Below are 16,555 nucleotides of genomic sequence, written 5' to 3'. Positions count from 1 at the left end.
GGTACTGCAGGGGGGACCCTGTGGGAGAGTAGGACGCCGCCGAACAAATTTTGAGAAAGCCCCCGGCCGGGGATACCGGCACGGGGGCTTTCTGCGTTTACGGTTGGCCCATCGATTAGGGGCCCTCCGTAGGAGAGCGTAGGAGGGCCCCTTCATTCCCTTTGTTAAAGGCGTCCCGCCGCCTTGAGGGCCAGATATGCGTCCGCCAGTGCCGGTGCGAGTTCCTCCGGCGTCGCGTCGACGACCGTGACGCCGTGACGGCGGAGTTGTTCCGCTGTGCGGTGGCGTTCGTTTTGGGCCTGTGCGGCGGCTGCGGCCTCGTACACAGAGTCTGTGTTTCCGCGCGCGGTGGCCATGCCTGCGATGTGGGGATCCGCTACTGATGCGAGGAGAACGGTGTGGCGCTGGGTGAGCTGGGCCAGGACGGGGAGCAGGCCCTCCTCGATCGGGGCGGCATCGAGGGTCGTCAGCAGCACGATCAGGGAGTGGCGGGGCGCCGTACGGCGCGCTACGGCCGTCAGGCCTCGTGCGTCCGTTTCGATCAGCTCCGGTTCGAGCGTGGCCATCGCGTTGACCAGGGAAGGGAGGACGTCGCCTGCTGTGCGGCCCTGGACGAGGGCGCGTACTCGACGGTCGTAGGCGAGAAGGTCCACGCGGTCGCCGGCTCGGGAAGCGAGGGCGGCCAGAAGTAGTGCCGCGTCCATGGAGGCGTCAAGGCGTGGAGCGTCGCCGACGCGGCCTGCTGAGGTGCGGCCGGTGTCCAGGACGAGCAGGATGTGGCGGTCGCGTTCGGGGCGCCAGGTGCGTACGGCTACCGCGGACTGTCGGGCCGTAGCGCGCCAGTCGATGGAGCGGGTGTCGTCGCCGGGAACGTATTCGCGCAGGCTGTCGAATTCTGTGCCTTGGCCGCGAATGAGCACGCTGGTGCGGCCGTCGAGTTCGCGCAGGCGGGCCAGTTTGGACGGCAGGTGCTTGCGGCTTGTGAAGGGGGGCAGGACGCGTACCGTCCAGGGGACTTTGTGGGTGCCCTGGCGGGAGAAGAGGCGCAGAGGGCCGTACGAGCGAATCGTCACGCGGTCGGCCTGGCGGTCGCCGCGGCGGGTGGGGCGTAGGCGGGTGGTGATGCGCCGGCGTTCGCCGGCGGGGACCGTCACCGTGTGGCGGGATGACGCCACCTCCGTGCCCGGCTGCCAGCTGCTGGGTGGCCAGGCGTCGCGGAGGTGGGCGCGGAGCGGGCGCGGGGATGGGTTGGTGATTGTGAGAGTGACGTCTGCTGTCTCGCCCAGGCGTACGGAGGTGTCGCCGGAGCGGCTCAGGCCCAGCCGTCGTACCGGCGCTGCCAGTGCGAAGTCGCAGGCGCAGGCCGCAGCCAAAGGTGCGTTCACCGCGAGGATGCCCGTCCAGCTGGGGTCCCAGATGCCTACGGGGAGGGAGCCTAGGGCCGCGAGGAGTGCGGCGCGTCCGGTGAGTGCCATCAGCGGGGGACGGGGACGTGGGCGAGGATCGCGTTGATGACGGAGTCGGCCGTGACGCCTTCCATCTCGGCTTCCGGGCGGAGCTGCACGCGGTGGCGGAGGGTGGGGAGGGCGAGTGCCTTGACGTCGTCGGGGATGACGTAGTCGCGGCCTGTCAGCCAGGCCCACGCGCGGGCGGTGGCCAGGAGGGCCGTGGCGCCGCGTGGGGAGACGCCCAGGTTCAGGGACGGCGATTCTCGGGTGGCTCGGCAGATGTCGACAACGTAGGCCGTGATCTCCAGGGAGACCGTCGTCTTGGCCACCGCCGCGCGTGCCGCTTCCAGGTCTGCCGGGCCGGCTACGGGGCGTACGCCGGCGGCGCGCAGGTCGCGTGGGTTGAAACCCTCGGCGTGGCGGGTGAGGACGTCGATCTCGTCCTGGCGGGAGGGCAGCGGGATGGTGAGCTTGAGGAGGAAACGGTCCAGCTGGGCTTCGGGGAGGGGGTAGGTGCCCTCGTACTCGACCGGGTTCTGGGTTGCTGCGACGAGGAACGGGTCGGGGAGGGGGCGCGGTGTGCCGTCGACTGTGACCTGGCGTTCCTCCATGGCCTCCAGCAGGGACGACTGGGTCTTCGGTGGGGTGCGGTTGATTTCGTCGGCGAGGAGCAGGTTGGTGAAGACCGGGCCGGGCTGGAAGGAGAACTCGGCGGTGCGGGTGTCGTAGACGAGCGAGCCCGTCACGTCGCTCGGCATGAGGTCGGGGGTGAACTGGACGCGCTTGGTGTCGAGTTCGAGCGCGGATGCGAGGGCGCGGACGAGCAACGTTTTGGCTACCCCAGGGACTCCTTCTAGGAGAACGTGCCCGCGGCAGAGGAGGGCGACGACGAGGCCGGTCACGGCGGGGTCCTGGCCGACCACGGCTTTGGCGATCTCGGCGCGCAGGGCTTCCAGGGAGGCGCGGGCGGTGCCCGCGTCCCCGGTGTTCCCGGCGTTGTCAGTGGTCGGGTCCATCATGGACGGCGTACCTCTCTTTCGAGGGCGTCGAGTTGGTCGGCGAGGGCGATGAGGGCCGTGTCGTCGCTGGGCGGCGGGCCGAAGAGGAGAGTGTGCAGGGTCTGTCCGTCTCCGTGGTTGTGGAGGTGGGTGGACAGAGCGGGGAGCAGGGCCTCGGGTGCATGCGCCTGGGAGACGGGGACACCTACGAGGGGGGCGAGGCGCGTGCGGGTGGTGGAGCGAAGAGCGGCGGCCGCGCGGTCGCGGGCGTTCGCCTTGCGGTAGAGGCGGGCACGGCCTTCGACGGTTTCGGAGGCTCGGATCGCCACGGGGAGTTTTTCGGGCACCAGGGGGCCGAGTCGGCGTGCCCGCCAGAGGGCGGCCAGGGCTGCGGCGATGAAGAGCTGCAGCGTGCCCCAGAGCCAGCCCGAGGGGAGCAGGTCGAAGAAGCTGCGCTCGTCGTCCGCGTCTGCGGCCGACGTGTCGGAGAGCGAGGGGAGGTACCAGACCAAGTGGGGGCGGGAGCCGAGGAGTTGGAGGGCGAGCGAGGCGTTGCCCTGCTCGTCGAGGCGGTCGTTGTAGAGGATGTCGGGCGCGCCGAGGACGATGGAATCGCCGTTCCTGGTGATCTCCGGGACACGCAGCAGGGTGGCCAGGCGCTCGCTGGGGTAGCACTGGTCGGCGCCGAGGTGGGTGGTGGTGTAGCGGACGCCGCCCAGGTCGGCGATGCCCGCGCGCTGGGCGGCGGGCAGGGAGCAGTCAGGGGAGAGCTCCGAGTCGAGGCTGGTGGCGGGGTCCGCGGTGACTCCGGGGACGAGTCTTTCGACGGACCAGCTGCCTGGGGCGACGAGGACGGTGCGGCCGCCGGAGTCGGCGGTTGCCGAGCGCAGCGAGGTCTGTTGACGATGCGTCAGCAGGTTGGGAGCGGCGACCAGGAGGGTGGTGTCCGCGGCGGACGCGGTGCGTGCCTCGTCCAGGGTGGTGACGACGCGCGTGTCCACGCCGCGGTCGGAGAGGAGTTCGGCGACCGCCCGGCTGCCTTTGGGGTCGGCGGAGCGTGGGTCGAGGGCGCCGTGCCGGGCGTCGGAGCGGATCGTGGCGATGGCTACGGCGGCCACCAGCAGGAGCACGATGGCGAGGACGACGCCTCGCGTGCGGGTCCACACCTGACGTGCAGTGGGCGAGGCCGAGGTGGACGGGAGCGTGGCCTGGGTGGTCATTCGGCGGCTCCCTGGCGGGCGTTGTGGGCCGTGCTGGGGGCATTGCTCGCGAGTTGTGGCTTGGTGCTCTCCAGGTCGCGGTCGAGTTCGGCGATGCGCTGGTATGCCTGCTGGGTCGCGGTCCGTCCGCCGTATGTGACGTCGTCGAAGTCCCGGGCGGCGGCGCGCAGGCCGTCGGTGTGGGAGGGCAGGGAGCGGCCTGCTTCGGCGGCGGCCTCGTCCGCCGTGCGGCCGGGCCGGACGTCGAGAAGTGCGCGTTCCTCGAGGGAGCGGACGATGGCGCGCATGCGTTCCTGGACGGCCTGGTTCCAGTGGCCCTGGGCGGCATGTGCTTCGGCGGCGGCTCGGTGCTCGGCGGCGCTGCGGGGGCGGTCGTCGAACAGGGCGGCGGAGGAGGTGGGTTGGTGGCGTGGGGTGCCAAGGCGCCACCACAGGGCGCCGAGGACTGCGAGGACGACCAGGATGACTACGACCAGGCCGAGCGGCCCTCCGGGCGTCACGGTCGAGGCGCTGCTGAACAAGTCCTCGACCCAGTCCCAGAAGGTGTCCAGGGCGCGCTGGAACCAGCTGGGTTCGTTCTCGTGGTACATGTGCTTCGACAGTTCACGCCGGGCCGCTTCCCGCGCGGGATCACGAGGGATCGTCAGCGGTGGCTCGTCGTCGGAGCGTGCCGCAAGCGACAGTAGGGACGTGTCGCCGGCGCGCAGCAATGCGCGTTCGGCCGCGTCCGGTGGTGCTGACGCTGCTGTGAGAACTCCCCCCGCCAGGCTCACCGGTTCAGCTCCCCGGGGTGTCGGCGCCGTAGCCCTGGACGCCTGCGGCTCGGGCCAGTTCGAGGTCGAGGGCCTCGCGGCGGATGCGCTGGTCGATGTAGAGCAGGACGGTGACGCCGGCCGTGATCGGGAAGGTGATCATGGAGCCGATCACCGAACCGACGCCGCTGATGATGAGGAACGTCCAGCCGAACTCGGTGGTGCCGTTGAGGAAGTTGGTGGCACCGTCGCCGCTGAGCGCGCCGGCGAGGAAGGTGAAGGGGATGACGACGATCGCCGCGACGATGTTCGCGATGATCGCGGCGAGCAGCTGGATGCCGAAGACGCGCCACCAGGAGCCCCGCACCAGCCTCGCAGAGCGGCTCAGAGCCTTCAAGATGCCCTGCTTCTCCAGCATCAGCGCAGGCGAGGCGAGGGAGAAGCGGAACCACAGCCACAGTGCGACGATGCCGCCGCCGAAGATGCCCAGGACGGCGAGCGCCGCGCCGCCGTCACCGGAGCCCGAGGCGGCCACGAGGATGCCGGGCACGGCGCCCGCGAGCAGCAGGCCGAAGGTCATGAGCAGCAGCAGGAAGAGCAGACCGAAGAGGCGCAGCACCTGAGGGCGGGCGTCGCGCCAGGCCTCGCCGGTGGTCACCGACTTGCCGAGCACCGCGCGGCTGGTGACCGTCGTCAGCAGGGCGGTCGCGGCAATTGCGCCGATCACCGAGATCAGGAGAATCACGCTGGAGCTGATCAGGGCATCGCCGGTGGCGCGAGTCAGTTCGCTGAGGGTGGCGTTCGGGTCGTTGAGGGCCTCGGTGCTGAGGCGGTCGTTCAGGACGAAGCCCTGGACGAGGATGACGAGGATCTCCGTCACGATCGCGACGGTCAGCGAGATGCCCAGGACCGTGCGCCAGTAGGTGCGCATGGTGGAGACCGCGCCGTCGAGGATCTCACCGACGCCGAGGGGGCGCAGCGGGATCACCCCGGGCTTGGCCGCGGGCGGAGGGCCGCCCCAACCGCCGTATCCGGCCGGGGCACCGTAGCCGTGGTGTCCACCGCTGTGTCCGCCGTATCCGCCGGGACCGGCAGGAGGGCGAGCGCCCCAGCCCGGGCCGGGCGGTGGGGGTGGCGGGGTCTGGCCCGGAGCCTGGGGCCCCGTCGGGGCGGACCACTGGGCGGGTGGCGGCTGTTCCTTGGACCACTTCGGGCCGGAGTCCTGTGGGTCCGTTCCCGGCTGCTGCACGGGGTCGGGACGGCCTGCGGGCTCGGCAGGGTCGGACGTGCCGGGTTCCTGCCCGTCGGACGGGGCGGATCCGGGCGAGGCCCAGCCCGGAGTGTCGTTCATCGTCGCTCCTTCACGGTGCCCGTCCGCGGTCGCGGTGGCAGGTTGGCAGCCATCGTGCCATGGGGTGGTCGGCGAGGTACCGGCCGCGGTATGGGCTGCGTACCTTCAATTGTCCGCCGGATAAGGGGCAGACTGGCCGCATGGCTGATCAGTACGCGCAATCCGGCGAGGACAGCAGGCCGAACGAGATACCGGCGATCCGGTGGGACGAACCACCTGAAGGTCCCGTTGTGGTCCTTCTCGACCAGACGAGGCTGCCGGCCGAGGAGGTCGAGCTGGTCTGTACGGACGCGCCCGCGCTGGTGGAGGCGATCCGTTCGCTCGCCGTGCGCGGGGCGCCGCTGCTCGGGATCGCCGGGGCGTACGGTGTCGCGCTCGCCGCCGCGCGCGGTTTCGATGTCGACGACGCTGCGGAGTCGCTGGCGGGCGCTCGGCCCACTGCGGTGAACCTCTCCGTCGGCGTGCGCAGGGCCCAGGCCGCGTACCGGGCCGAGCTGGCGAGGAGCGGGGATGTCGAGCAGGCCGCTGCTGCGGCGCTGGGCGCGGCGCGGGCGTTGCACAAGGAGGACGCCGAGGCCAGCTCCCGGATGGCCGAGCGGGGGCTGGCGCTGCTGGACGAGCTGCTGCCAGGTGGTGGGCACCGCATCCTCACGCACTGCAACACCGGGTCGCTGGTGTCGGGCGGGGAGGGCACGGCGTTCGCGGTGGCGCTGGCGGCACACCGGGCCGGGCGGCTCAGGCGGCTGTGGGTGGACGAGACGCGGCCGTTGCTGCAAGGGGCTCGCCTGACGGCGTACGAGGCGGCGCGCAGCGGCATGGCGTACACCTTGCTGACGGACAACGCGGCGGGGTCCCTGTTCGCCGCCGGAGAGGTGGACGCGGTGCTGATCGGCGCGGACCGCATCGCGGCCGACGGTTCGGTGGCGAACAAGGTGGGGAGCTATCCGCTCGCCGTGCTCGCCCGCTACCACCATGTGCCGTTCATCGTGGTGGCACCGCTGACGACGGTGGATCCGCAGACGCCGGACGGGGCGTCCATCGAGGTCGAGCAGCGCCCTGGATTCGAGGTGACCGAGGTCATGGCTCCCCAGGTGCCGGTGGCGGGAGCGGAACCGGGCGGTGGGATTCCGGTGGCGCCGCTGGGGACCCAGGCGTACAACCCGGCGTTCGATGTGACGCCGCCCGAGCTGGTGACGGCGATCGTCACCGAAGAGGGAGCCGTGTCGCCCGTGACGACCGAGGCGCTGGCCGAGCTGTGTGCCAGGTCGCGGCAGGTGACGCAGATCCTGTGACGTAGCGGTCGGAACCAGTCGGGCGGGCAAGGCGGGGCAAACCCGCCTGAAGGTCACGCCCTGTGATGTGGACGAGGGCAGACAGTAGGGACTGCGTACGACTAAGGTCACTGGCCGGTGACCTATCTCACCACTGCCTTCGCCACTGTTATGAGAATGGGATGATGGCATTCATGAAGGGACGAGTCCTTGTCGTCGACGACGACACCGCACTGGCCGAGATGCTCGGCATTGTGCTGCGTGGTGAAGGTTTTGAGCCGTCTTTCGTAGCCGACGGCGACAAGGCGTTGGCCGCATTCCGGGAGAGCAAGCCCGACCTGGTGCTGCTCGACCTGATGCTGCCCGGGCGGGACGGCATCGAGGTGTGCCGTCTGATCAGGGCGGAGTCCGGTGTGCCGATCGTGATGCTGACGGCCAAGAGCGACACCGTCGATGTCGTGGTGGGCCTGGAGTCCGGCGCCGACGACTACATCGTGAAGCCGTTCAAGCCGAAGGAGCTTGTCGCCCGGATCCGGGCGCGGCTGCGGAGGTCGGAGGAGCCGGCGCCGGAGCAGCTCGCCATCGGTGATCTCGTCATCGACGTGGCCGGGCACTCCGTGAAGCGGGACGGGCAGTCGATCGCGCTGACGCCGTTGGAGTTCGATCTGCTGGTCGCGCTGGCCCGTAAGCCGTGGCAGGTGTTCACACGTGAGGTGCTCCTCGAGCAGGTGTGGGGCTACCGGCACGCGGCCGACACCCGTCTGGTCAACGTGCATGTGCAGCGGCTGCGTTCCAAAGTCGAGAAGGATCCGGAGCGGCCGGAGATCGTGGTGACCGTTCGTGGTGTCGGCTACAAGGCAGGGCCGAGCTGACATGTCCCGGGACAGTGCCGCTGCGGCCCCCGGTCGGACCGGGGCCCGTCCGGAGCGGCCTGTCGGCCGGAAGGCGCCGGGCTCCCGCTGGGGACGGTTCCTGGAGGGCGGGCTGCTGCAGGGCGGAGTCCAGGGCAGCCCGGTCCTTCGTCTGGTGCTGCGCTGGGTGCGCCGGCCGCTGCTGCCCGTCATGCGGTTGTGGCGGCGCAATATCCAGCTCAAGGTCGTCGTCACGACCCTGCTGATGTCGCTCGGCGTGGTTCTGCTGCTGGGCTTCGTCGTCATCGGGCAGGTGCGCAACGGCCTGCTGGACGCCAAGGTGAAGGCCTCGCAGAGCCAGGCCACCGGCGGGTTCGCGGCGGCCAAGCAGAGGGCCGACGAGGCGGCGGCGGTGAACGGCGACGATGGCGCGACGGGGAACGAGCGTTCCGAGCAGAACATCATCCAGATGACGGCATGGATGACTGACCTCGTCTCCTCCCTTTCCAGCGGCGGCCAGGGCGCCTTCGACGTGGTGACGCTCCCGGCCTCCACGGGAGGGGACACCGGCGGGCGCGGGCGGCGTGCCTCCGGTGACGTCGACCCGACGGCGAGCGTGCCCGAGGACCTGCGCGAGCGGATCGACAGCAATACGGGGGCGTTCCAGAGCTACACCCGCATCATCTACAACCCCACCGCCGACAAGGAGTCGCAGCCGGCTCTGGTCATCGGCAAGCAGGTCAACGACCCCAACAGCGACCCGTATCAGCTCTACTACCTCTTCCCGCTCACTCAGGAAGAGAAGTCGCTGAGCCTGGTCAAGGGGACGCTCGCGACCGCCGGGCTCTTCGTCGTCGTACTCCTCGGGGCCATCGCCTGGCTCGTGGTGCGCCAGGTCGTCACGCCCGTGCGGATGGCGGCCGGGATCGCCGAGCGGCTGTCCGCCGGGCGGCTGCAGGAACGGATGAAGGTCACCGGCGAGGACGACATCGCGCGGCTCGGCGAGGCCTTCAACAAGATGGCGCAGAACCTGCAGCTGAAGATCCAGCAGCTGGAGGACCTGTCGCGGATGCAGCGACGGTTCGTGTCCGACGTGTCGCACGAGCTGCGGACGCCGCTGACGACTGTACGGATGGCCGCCGACGTCATACATGAGGCGCGGGAGGACTTCGATCCGGTGACCGCGCGGTCGGCGGAGCTGCTCGCCGACCAGCTGGACCGGTTCGAGTCGCTGCTCGCCGACCTGCTGGAGATCAGCCGCTTCGACGCGGGCGCGGCGGCGCTGGAGGCGGAGCCGATCGACCTCAGGGAGGTCGTACGACGCGTCGTCAGTGGGGCCGAGCCGCTCGCCGAGCGCAAGGGCACACAGATACGCATCGTCGGCGACCAGCAGCCCATCGTCGCCGAGGCCGACGCGCGGCGCGTCGAGCGCGTGCTGCGCAACCTCGTGGTCAACGCCGTCGAGCACGGCGAGGGCAGGGACGTCGTCGTCAAGCTCGCTGCGGCGGGTGGGGCGGTCGCGGTCGCCGTGCGCGACTACGGCGTCGGGCTCAAGCCCGGTGAGGCGACCCGTGTCTTCAGCCGCTTCTGGCGGGCGGACCCGGCACGCGCGCGTACGACGGGAGGTACGGGGCTGGGGCTGTCCATCGCGCTGGAGGACGCGCGGTTGCACGGTGGCTGGCTGCAGGCGTGGGGCGAGCCGGGAGGCGGTTCGCAGTTCCGGCTGACGCTGCCGCGGACCGCGGACGAGCCGCTGCGGGGCTCGCCGATACCCCTGGAGCCCAAGGACTCGCGCCGCAATCGTGGACTTAATGACGCCGGTCTGCCGTGCGGCGGCGGTGAGAAGGCCGTGACGGTGCCGGCGCAGCCCACGGGGGGCCAGGTGCCCGCGATCCCGCCGCGGGACCCGATCGCACCGCGTTTGGGCGCCGCCTCGGTCCCCAAAGCCGATCCGACGGCGCTGCCCGGCAACGGCGCGCGCGTGGTCCCCCGGCCCGCATCGGGCGCGCGGAGACAGGACGACACACCCGCTGGGGATGGGCCCCCGAGCGAGGAGGCCGGGCAGGACGAGGAGTCGAGCAGGCATGGGGAGGCATCTCGTGGGCGCTGACCGCGAGGGGGGAGCCCGGCGCACGCCGGGGCGCGCGGTGGCGTACGCCGCCTGTGGAGCCGTACTGCTGGCGGGGTGCGCCTCGATGCCCGACAGCGGCGATCTACGTGGTGTCGAGTCCACGCCGCGCCAGGACACGCAGGTGCGGGTCTTCGCCAATCCGCCGCACGAGGACGCTTCGTCGTCGGAGATCGTGTCGGGGTTCCTGGAAGCACTGACCAGCGATGATCCGGACTATGAGATAGCGCGCAAGTACCTGACCAAGGAAGCGTCGGACAAGTGGCGGCCCTTGCTGTCCACGACGGTGCTGGCCGACGGACCGGGCGCCGAAGCCGAACGTGTCGGAGGCCGGGAGGAGACCGACAACCTCTCGTACACGCTGACCGGCACCAAGGTCGCCACGGTCGACGCGCAGCAGTCGTACGTGCCCGCCAGTGGCGACTACAACGAGCCGATGCACCTCACCCGGGACAAGAAGACGGAGCAGTGGCGCATCGACGTCCCGCCGCGCGGCGTCGTCATGGGCAAGTCGGACTTCCAGCGCAATTACATGTCCGTCGACAAGTACTACTTCGCCACGAACACCCCGCTCGGGACCTCACCGCACACGGCGACCGTCGCCGATCCCGTCTACGTGCGCAGGAACGTGGACCCCATGACGCAGATGGTGCGCTCCCTGCTCACAGGGCCCACCAGCTGGCTCGACCCGGTGGTCAGGTCGAGCTTCCCCACCGGTACGGCGCTCAAGGACAGCGTCACCTCGCTGACGCCCAACGACCAGAACATCCTGACGGTGCTGTTGAACGACAAGGCGGCCCGGGTCGGCCTGGCCCAGTGCAACGAGATGGCGGCCCAGCTCCTGTTCACCCTGCAGAACCTCACCCCCACGGTTGACGAGGTCGAGCTCAAGGCGGGCGGCAGGCAGCTGTGTGAGCTCACCGACGGCGGGGCTGAGACCGTTGCCACGCGCGGGTCGGTGGAGCGCGCCGACTACCTGTACTTCCTCGATGCCAAGCACCGGCTTGTACGGCTGGCTGCCGCAACCAATGGCACGAAGCCTGACCCCGTGCCGGGCGCCCTGGGCGAGGGGGACAAGCAGCTGGGATCAGTGGCGGTGTCGCGTGACGAGGACATGGCTGCAGGGGTCGGCCTCGACGGCAAGGAGTTGTACGTCGGCGCGCTGGTGTCGGGCGGTCCGCTCGGGGAGCCGGAGCTGACCAGCTCGGGCCCGACGGCGGACGAGCGGCTGTCGGCGCCCAGCTGGGACGCCCAGGGCGACCTGTGGGTGGCCGACCGTGACCCCGACAACCCTCGGCTGCTCCTGCTGAAGGAGGGCGTGGGTGATCCGCTGGTGGTCAAGACGCCGCCGGGGCTGGAGGGGCGCATCGAGTCCGTGCGGGTGGCCGCCGACGGGGTGCGGATCGCGCTCGTGGTGGAGCAGAGCGACAAGTCCTCGCTGCTCATCGGGCGGATCGAACGGAGCGAGGACGGCAAGGCGGAGGAGCGTTCGACCGTCTCCGTTCACGAACTGCGTTCCGCGACGCCACAGTTGGAGGAGGTCACCGCCATATCGTGGGCCGGTGACAGTCGGCTCGTGGTGGTCGGACGTGAGCACGGCGGCGTACAGACGATGCGGTACGTCCAGGTCGACGGCTCCACGCCGGAGGGGCCTGCGCCCGCGGCCCTCAGCGGGGTGAAGGAGATCACCGCGTCCGAGGACGCGCGGCTGCCGCTGGTCGGGTACTCGGAGGACGGGATCGTACGGCTGCCGTCCGGGACGCAGTGGGAGAAGGTTATGACGGACGGGACGGCTCCGGTTTATCCGGGGTGAGGTTTTGCCCGGCCCGAGCCGTTGAGGTTCGAGGACGGTGAGTGTGGCGGCCGCTTCCGGCCGGGGTGGGACTCCGGCTGGAAGCGGCCGCTTCCCTTTTGACGGGGGAATCCGGCCGGGGGGGCTCCGGCGCGGCTAACGGGACGGAAATGGACGTCTGCGTCGGGCCCGGCGTTTTCCACAGGGGGTTATCCACAGGGGTGGTCGGTCGGGGCGGGTGTTGGCACAGTGGTGGGCATGCGCGGGTGGTGGCAGGACCTCACCGACCTGGTGCTGCCGGCTCAGTGCGGAGGCTGTGCAAGGCCTCGCACGGTGCTCTGCCCGGAGTGCCGTGCCGTCCTGAGCGGGACCGTACCGAGCCGGGTGCGACCGGTGCCGGAACCGTCCGGACTGCCGGTCGTGCACGCAGCGGCCCGGTACGCGGACGAGGTGCGGGCCGTGCTGCTGGCCCACAAGGAACGCGGGGCGCTGGCGCTCGCGGCACCGCTCGGGACGGCTCTGGCGGGAGCCGTGCGGGCGGGGCTTCGGGAGATCTGTGCGCACGGCGACGGGGCGTCCGTGCGGGCTGTGCGGGGTGTGCGGTCCCGGGGGTCGCAGGTGCGGGCCGACGGGCCGGGCCGGTTCGGAGGCGCCGGTGCGCCTCTGCTGCTGGTACCCGTTCCGTCCGCGCGTGGGGCGGTCCGGGCAAGGGGGCACGATCCGGCGCGGCGGATCGCGCTCGCGGCTGCGGGTGAGCTGAGGCGGGCCGGGACACCGGCGCGGGTGCTCGCCGTGCTGCGGCAGAGGCGTGCGGTGGCCGATCAGTCGGGGCTCAACTCCCGGCAGCGGCTGGACAATCTCGCGGGCGCGCTGACCGTGGCTCCCGGGGGTGGGCGGCTGCTCGCCGGTGGTCCGGTCGTGCTCGTCGACGATCTGATGACGACGGGCGCGTCCCTGGCGGAGGCGGCGCGCGCTGTGCGGGCGGCCTTGGCGGAGGAAGCGGGGCCCTGCCCGGAAGGGGCGGACCCGCGCGGCCCGGACGGAGCCGACTCGCGCAGTCGTACGGCGGAGTCAGCAGCTGGCGGCAACGCGGTGCGGTCGGTCGCGTACGGCAGGGTGGCAGGCACCGGAGCCGGCGGGGGCACGGATGAGGAAGCGAGCGCATACGGCAGAACGGCGGAGGAGGCGGGCGCGTATGGATGGGTGACTGCGGAGTTCGGTGCGAGTGGTGACGGGACAACCGCTGTGTACGGGGCGGGAACTCGGGAAAGCACTGGGGAACGGAGGACTGGATCGATGGAGGGCGCCGTGTGGCGGACGCGTGAGGTGCCGGGAATCATGGGCGCCGGACGAGCCGGTGACGTGATCTGCGCGGCCGTGGTCGCTGCGTCGCCGGATTCTTTCGAAATAAACCGGAACTGACTGCGAACTTGCATCGTTGCAGGTAACGAGAGGGTCTATTCACCTGAACGGAGGTACGCCGCGGTAGAGGGTGACGACATCCGTCCGGGCGAGATATGTTCGGTTGTGAGGGAAAGGCGCAGGCCATCCCTGCCATATCCGAATGCCGTGCTGCGGGTTTTGCGCAATCAGCTGCGGCGATGGGGTGGAGATCTTGCCCATGGGGGAGGAGGAGGTGGAAGTCACCGAGTCCGAGGTTCCGGGGTTCACCGGAGCCGGGTGCAAAAGGGAGATGCTCCGCGGATGGAGCGGAGTGATCCGGGAACGGAGTTCTGCGTGGACATCGTCGTCAAGGGCCGCAAGACCGAGGTGCCCGAGCGGTTCCGCAAGCACGTGGCCGAGAAGCTGAAGCTGGAGAAGATCCAGAGGCTCGATGCCAAGGTGATCAGCCTCGACGTCGAGGTGTCCAAGGAGCCCAACCCCCGACAGGCCGACCGCAGTGATCGAGTGGAGATCACGCTCCGCTCCCGCGGTCCGGTGATCCGGGCGGAGGCAGCGGCCAGCGATCCGTACGCGGCGCTCGACCTGGCGGCGGAGAAGCTGGATGCCCGGCTGCGCAAGCAGCACGACAAGCGTTTCTCGCGCCGAGGCGCACGCCGACTCACGGCGGCCGAGGTCCCCGACCACGTTCCGGGCGCGGCGACGCTCAACGGCAACGGCCACACCTTCCAGGAAGAAGAGCCGGACGGAGTTCCCACCAAGAAGATCGGCTCGCTGGAAGTGAAGGGCGAAGGCCCCCTCATCGTGCGCGAGAAGACGCACGTCGCCTCCCCGATGACCCTCGACCAGGCCCTCTACGAGATGGAGCTGGTCGGGCACGACTTCTACCTCTTCGTCGATTCCGAGACGAAGGAACCAAGTGTCGTCTACCGGCGGCACGCCTACGACTACGGGGTCATCCACCTCAACACGGACCCGATGGTCACCCAGGCGCAGTCTCCCGCGGCCGGGGGCACGCTGGGCGGTTGACCAACCCGGCTGACAGCTGAGCCGGTGCCCCTGGAGCGCGTGTGCGCCCCCAGGGGCACCGGAGTGCGACCACTTCGCGCCCCGCTCGTCACCGCAGTGTCGGCCGGGCATGAAATCATGGCCGCTACCGGCCCAACCGGTGGGCCGGTGCCTTGGGTTGGCGATGGCAAACGACCAGCCGCAGCCTTCAGGGGGAGGAACGATGGCGGACAGCTTCGGACCGATGCGGGACGAGGATGCCGACGGCGACGTTGTCGGCATGGGCCCGGGAGGGGGCTCTCCACGCAAGGAGCCGATCAGAGTCCTCGTCGTGGACGACCACGCCCTGTTCCGCCGTGGACTGGAGATCGTGCTGGCGGCCGAGGAGGACATCCAGGTCGTAGGGGAGGCGGGAGACGGCGCGGAGGCCGTCGACAAGGCCGCGGACCTGCTGCCGGACATCGTCCTGATGGACGTACGGATGCCCAAGCGGGGCGGGATCGAGGCCTGCACCTCCATCAAGGAGGTGGCCCCCAGCGCGAAGATCATCATGCTGACGATCAGCGACGAGGAGGCCGACCTCTACGACGCGATCAAGGCCGGGGCGACCGGTTATCTCCTCAAGGAGATCTCCACGGACGAGGTGGCCACCGCCATTCGTGCGGTGGCCGACGGGCAGTCGCAGATCAGTCCGTCCATGGCGTCGAAACTCCTCACCGAATTCAAGTCGATGATCCAGCGGACGGACGAGCGTCGGCTTGTGCCCGCGCCGCGGCTGACGGACCGTGAGCTGGAGGTTCTGAAGCTCGTCGCCACGGGGATGAACAACCGCGATATCGCCAAGGAGTTGTTCATCTCCGAGAACACCGTGAAGAACCATGTGCGCAACATCCTGGAGAAGCTGCAGCTGCACTCCAGGATGGAGGCCGTGGTGTATGCGATGCGGGAGAAGATCCTCGAGATCCGTTGAGGGGTCTGCGCGGTTCTGACGGGCCCTCAGGGGCTTTGTGAGGTCTTTGTGTGGTCCTTGAGGGCTGCTGAGGGTTCCTGAGGGTCACGCCACTATGCGGGTCAGCGCGTCGGCGAGCGGCTGGCGCAGGGCGGGTGCGTCCACGCGTTCCACGCGTACGTCCGTGCAGTCCACCCAGCTCGCCGCCTCGGCCAGTGCCTGGGCCACCGCAGGGACCGCCTTCGGGCCGTCCAAGGTGACCTGCTTGGCCACCAGCGTGCGGCCCTCGCGGGCCGGGTCCACGCGGCCGACGAGGCGGCCGCCGGCCAGGACCGGCATCGCGAAATAGCCGTAGACCCGCTTCTGCTTGGGGACGTAGGCCTCCAGGCGGTGGGTGAAGCCGAAGATCCGCTCCGTGCGTGCCCGTTCCCAGATCAGGGAGTCGAACGGGGACAGGAGCGTCGTGCGGTGGCGGCTGCGCGGGGGTGTCTCCAGGGCGCGGGGTCGGCCCAGGCCGGCTTGCCCCAGCCCTCGACCGTGACCGGGACCAGGCCCGCGTCGGCGATCACCGCGTCGACCTGTTCGCCCTTGAGGCGGTGGTAGTCGGCGATGTCCGCGCGTGTGCCGACGCCGAGGGACTGGCCGGCCAGGCGGACCAGGCGGCGCAGGCATTCGGTGTCGTCCAGGTCGTCGTGCAGCAGTTCCTGTGGGATGGCGCGTTCGGCGAGGTCGTAGACGCGCTTCCAGCCGCGGCGCTCGACGCAGACCACCTCGCCGTACATCAGGGCGCGTTCGGCGGCGACCTTCGAGCCCGACCAGTCCCACCACTCACTGGTTCTCTTCGCGCCGCCCAGTTCGGTCGCGGTGAGGGGGCCTTCGGTGCGGAGCTGCTTGATGACCTGGTCGTAGGCGCCGTCGGGGAGTTCATGGTTCCAGTGCGGGCGGTTTCGGTAGGCGCGGCGGCGGAAGGCGAAGTGGGGCCATTCCTCGATGGGGAGGATGCAGGCGGCGTGGGACCAGTACTCGAAGGTGTGTGGTTGTGGCGGCGTGTTGGTGGATGCGGTCGTCCAATAGGCGTTCTCGACCGTCTTGCGGCCTACCGCGCCCAGGCGGGCGTACGGGATGAGCTCGTGGGAGCGGGCCAGGACCGAGATGGTGTCGAGTTGGACCGCGCCGAGGTGACGGAGTATGCCGCGGACGCCGGACCTGCGGTTGGGGGTGCCGAGGAAGCCTTGGGCTCTCAGGGCGATGCGGCGGGCTTCGTCTGCCGAGAGGTCGGTGGTGGGGCGCGGGGTCGGCCCAGGCCGGCTTGCCCCAGCCCTCGACCGTGACCGGGACCAGGCCCGCGTCGGCGATCACCGCGTCGACCTGTTCGCCCTTGAGGCG

Annotated in this window: 12 protein-coding genes and 1 pseudogene; 7 read left to right on the top strand and 6 right to left on the bottom strand. The window is 70.3% G+C overall.

What is annotated here, in order from left to right; all coding sequences use genetic code 11:
* Window positions 1–164: 164 nt before the first annotated feature.
* From ADL12_RS11810 to ADL12_RS11790, 5 genes are read right to left on the bottom strand one after another with little or no spacing between them, the layout of a single operon-like run.
* On the bottom strand, window positions 165–1,475 hold the full coding sequence (locus ADL12_RS11810) for a DUF58 domain-containing protein (protein WP_062701335.1): 1,311 nt from the start codon (window positions 1,473–1,475) through the stop codon (window positions 165–167).
* Window positions 1,475–2,464 carry an AAA family ATPase gene (locus ADL12_RS11805; protein ID WP_107119889.1) on the bottom strand — a complete coding sequence of 330 codons (990 nt, stop codon included), beginning with the start codon at window positions 2,462–2,464 and terminating at the stop codon, window positions 1,475–1,477. The genes ADL12_RS11810 and ADL12_RS11805 overlap by 1 nt, the downstream gene beginning before the upstream one ends.
* Entirely contained in the window at window positions 2,464–3,666 is a 1,203-nt protein-coding gene (locus ADL12_RS11800) for a DUF4350 domain-containing protein (protein WP_062701331.1), read from the bottom strand. Before ADL12_RS11800 ends, ADL12_RS11805 begins: the two co-directional genes overlap by 1 nt.
* Window positions 3,663–4,439, bottom strand: coding sequence for a DUF4129 domain-containing protein (locus ADL12_RS11795; protein WP_062701329.1), 777 nt, complete (start codon window positions 4,437–4,439; stop codon window positions 3,663–3,665). The genes ADL12_RS11800 and ADL12_RS11795 overlap by 4 nt, the downstream gene beginning before the upstream one ends.
* Window positions 4,440–4,443: 4 nt before the next feature.
* Window positions 4,444–5,769, bottom strand: coding sequence for a DUF7847 domain-containing protein (locus ADL12_RS11790; RefSeq protein ID WP_062701327.1), 1,326 nt, complete (start codon window positions 5,767–5,769; stop codon window positions 4,444–4,446).
* Window positions 5,770–5,909: 140 nt separating this feature from the next.
* On the opposite strand from ADL12_RS11790, the gene mtnA reads away from it, so the two are divergent.
* The 7 genes from mtnA (at window position 5,910) to ADL12_RS11755 (ending at window position 15,190) form a co-directional block, all read left to right on the top strand.
* The gene (gene mtnA / locus ADL12_RS11785; RefSeq protein WP_062701325.1) at window positions 5,910–7,061 is read left to right on the top strand and encodes an S-methyl-5-thioribose-1-phosphate isomerase; all 1,152 of its coding nucleotides are present in this window, start codon (window positions 5,910–5,912) and stop codon (window positions 7,059–7,061) included.
* Between the two features lie 161 nt (window positions 7,062–7,222).
* The gene (mtrA, locus tag ADL12_RS11780; protein ID WP_199812060.1) at window positions 7,223–7,912 is read left to right on the top strand and encodes a two-component system response regulator MtrA; all 690 of its coding nucleotides are present in this window, start codon (window positions 7,223–7,225) and stop codon (window positions 7,910–7,912) included.
* Window position 7,913: 1 nt separating this feature from the next.
* Window positions 7,914–10,001: an MtrAB system histidine kinase MtrB gene (mtrB, locus tag ADL12_RS11775; RefSeq protein ID WP_062701323.1), complete on the top strand. Its 2,088-nt coding sequence runs from the start codon at window positions 7,914–7,916 to the stop codon at window positions 9,999–10,001.
* Window positions 9,991–11,832: an LpqB family beta-propeller domain-containing protein gene (locus ADL12_RS11770; RefSeq protein WP_062701321.1), complete on the top strand. Its 1,842-nt coding sequence runs from the start codon at window positions 9,991–9,993 to the stop codon at window positions 11,830–11,832. Before mtrB ends, ADL12_RS11770 begins: the two co-directional genes overlap by 11 nt.
* Window positions 11,833–12,069: 237 nt before the next feature.
* A complete protein-coding gene (locus ADL12_RS11765; RefSeq protein ID WP_062701337.1) occupies window positions 12,070–13,233 on the top strand; it encodes a ComF family protein in 1,164 nt (387 codons plus the stop codon).
* A 315-nt stretch (window positions 13,234–13,548) separates the two neighbouring features.
* Entirely contained in the window at window positions 13,549–14,241 is a 693-nt protein-coding gene (gene hpf, locus ADL12_RS11760) for a ribosome hibernation-promoting factor, HPF/YfiA family (RefSeq protein ID WP_425265089.1), read from the top strand.
* 202 nt (window positions 14,242–14,443) lie between these two features.
* Window positions 14,444–15,190: a response regulator gene (locus tag ADL12_RS11755; protein ID WP_062701317.1), complete on the top strand. Its 747-nt coding sequence runs from the start codon at window positions 14,444–14,446 to the stop codon at window positions 15,188–15,190.
* 84 nt (window positions 15,191–15,274) lie between these two features.
* On the opposite strand, the pseudogene ADL12_RS11750 reads toward ADL12_RS11755, so the two are convergent.
* Window positions 15,275–16,314 (bottom strand): annotated as a pseudogene (locus tag ADL12_RS11750) (winged helix-turn-helix domain-containing protein).
* Window positions 16,315–16,555: the final 241 nt, after the last annotated feature.

Origin of the sequence: Streptomyces regalis (assembly GCF_001509475.1) — a bacterium.
GTDB classification, from domain to species: Bacteria; Actinomycetota; Actinomycetes; order Streptomycetales; family Streptomycetaceae; genus Streptomyces; species Streptomyces regalis.
This window is presented reverse-complemented; position numbering and strand designations above follow the sequence as displayed.

What these genes read in the sequence shown, in the direction of transcription:
- ADL12_RS11810 (WP_062701335.1), bottom strand. Translation starts at nt 1,475, where the DNA reads ATGGCACTCACCGGACGCGCCGCACTCCTCGCGGCCCTAGGCTCCCTC.
- ADL12_RS11805 (WP_107119889.1), bottom strand. Translation starts at nt 2,464, where the DNA reads ATGGACCCGACCACTGACAACGCCGGGAACACCGGGGACGCGGGCACC.
- ADL12_RS11800 (WP_062701331.1), bottom strand. Translation starts at nt 3,666, where the DNA reads ATGACCACCCAGGCCACGCTCCCGTCCACCTCGGCCTCGCCCACTGCA.
- ADL12_RS11790 (WP_062701327.1), bottom strand. Translation starts at nt 5,769, where the DNA reads ATGAACGACACTCCGGGCTGGGCCTCGCCCGGATCCGCCCCGTCCGAC.
- mtnA (WP_062701325.1), top strand. Translation starts at nt 5,910, where the DNA reads ATGGCTGATCAGTACGCGCAATCCGGCGAGGACAGCAGGCCGAACGAG.
- mtrA (WP_199812060.1), top strand. Translation starts at nt 7,223, where the DNA reads ATGATGGCATTCATGAAGGGACGAGTCCTTGTCGTCGACGACGACACC.
- mtrB (WP_062701323.1), top strand. Translation starts at nt 7,914, where the DNA reads ATGTCCCGGGACAGTGCCGCTGCGGCCCCCGGTCGGACCGGGGCCCGT.
- ADL12_RS11765 (WP_062701337.1), top strand. Translation starts at nt 12,070, where the DNA reads ATGCGCGGGTGGTGGCAGGACCTCACCGACCTGGTGCTGCCGGCTCAG.
- ADL12_RS11755 (WP_062701317.1), top strand. Translation starts at nt 14,444, where the DNA reads ATGGCGGACAGCTTCGGACCGATGCGGGACGAGGATGCCGACGGCGAC.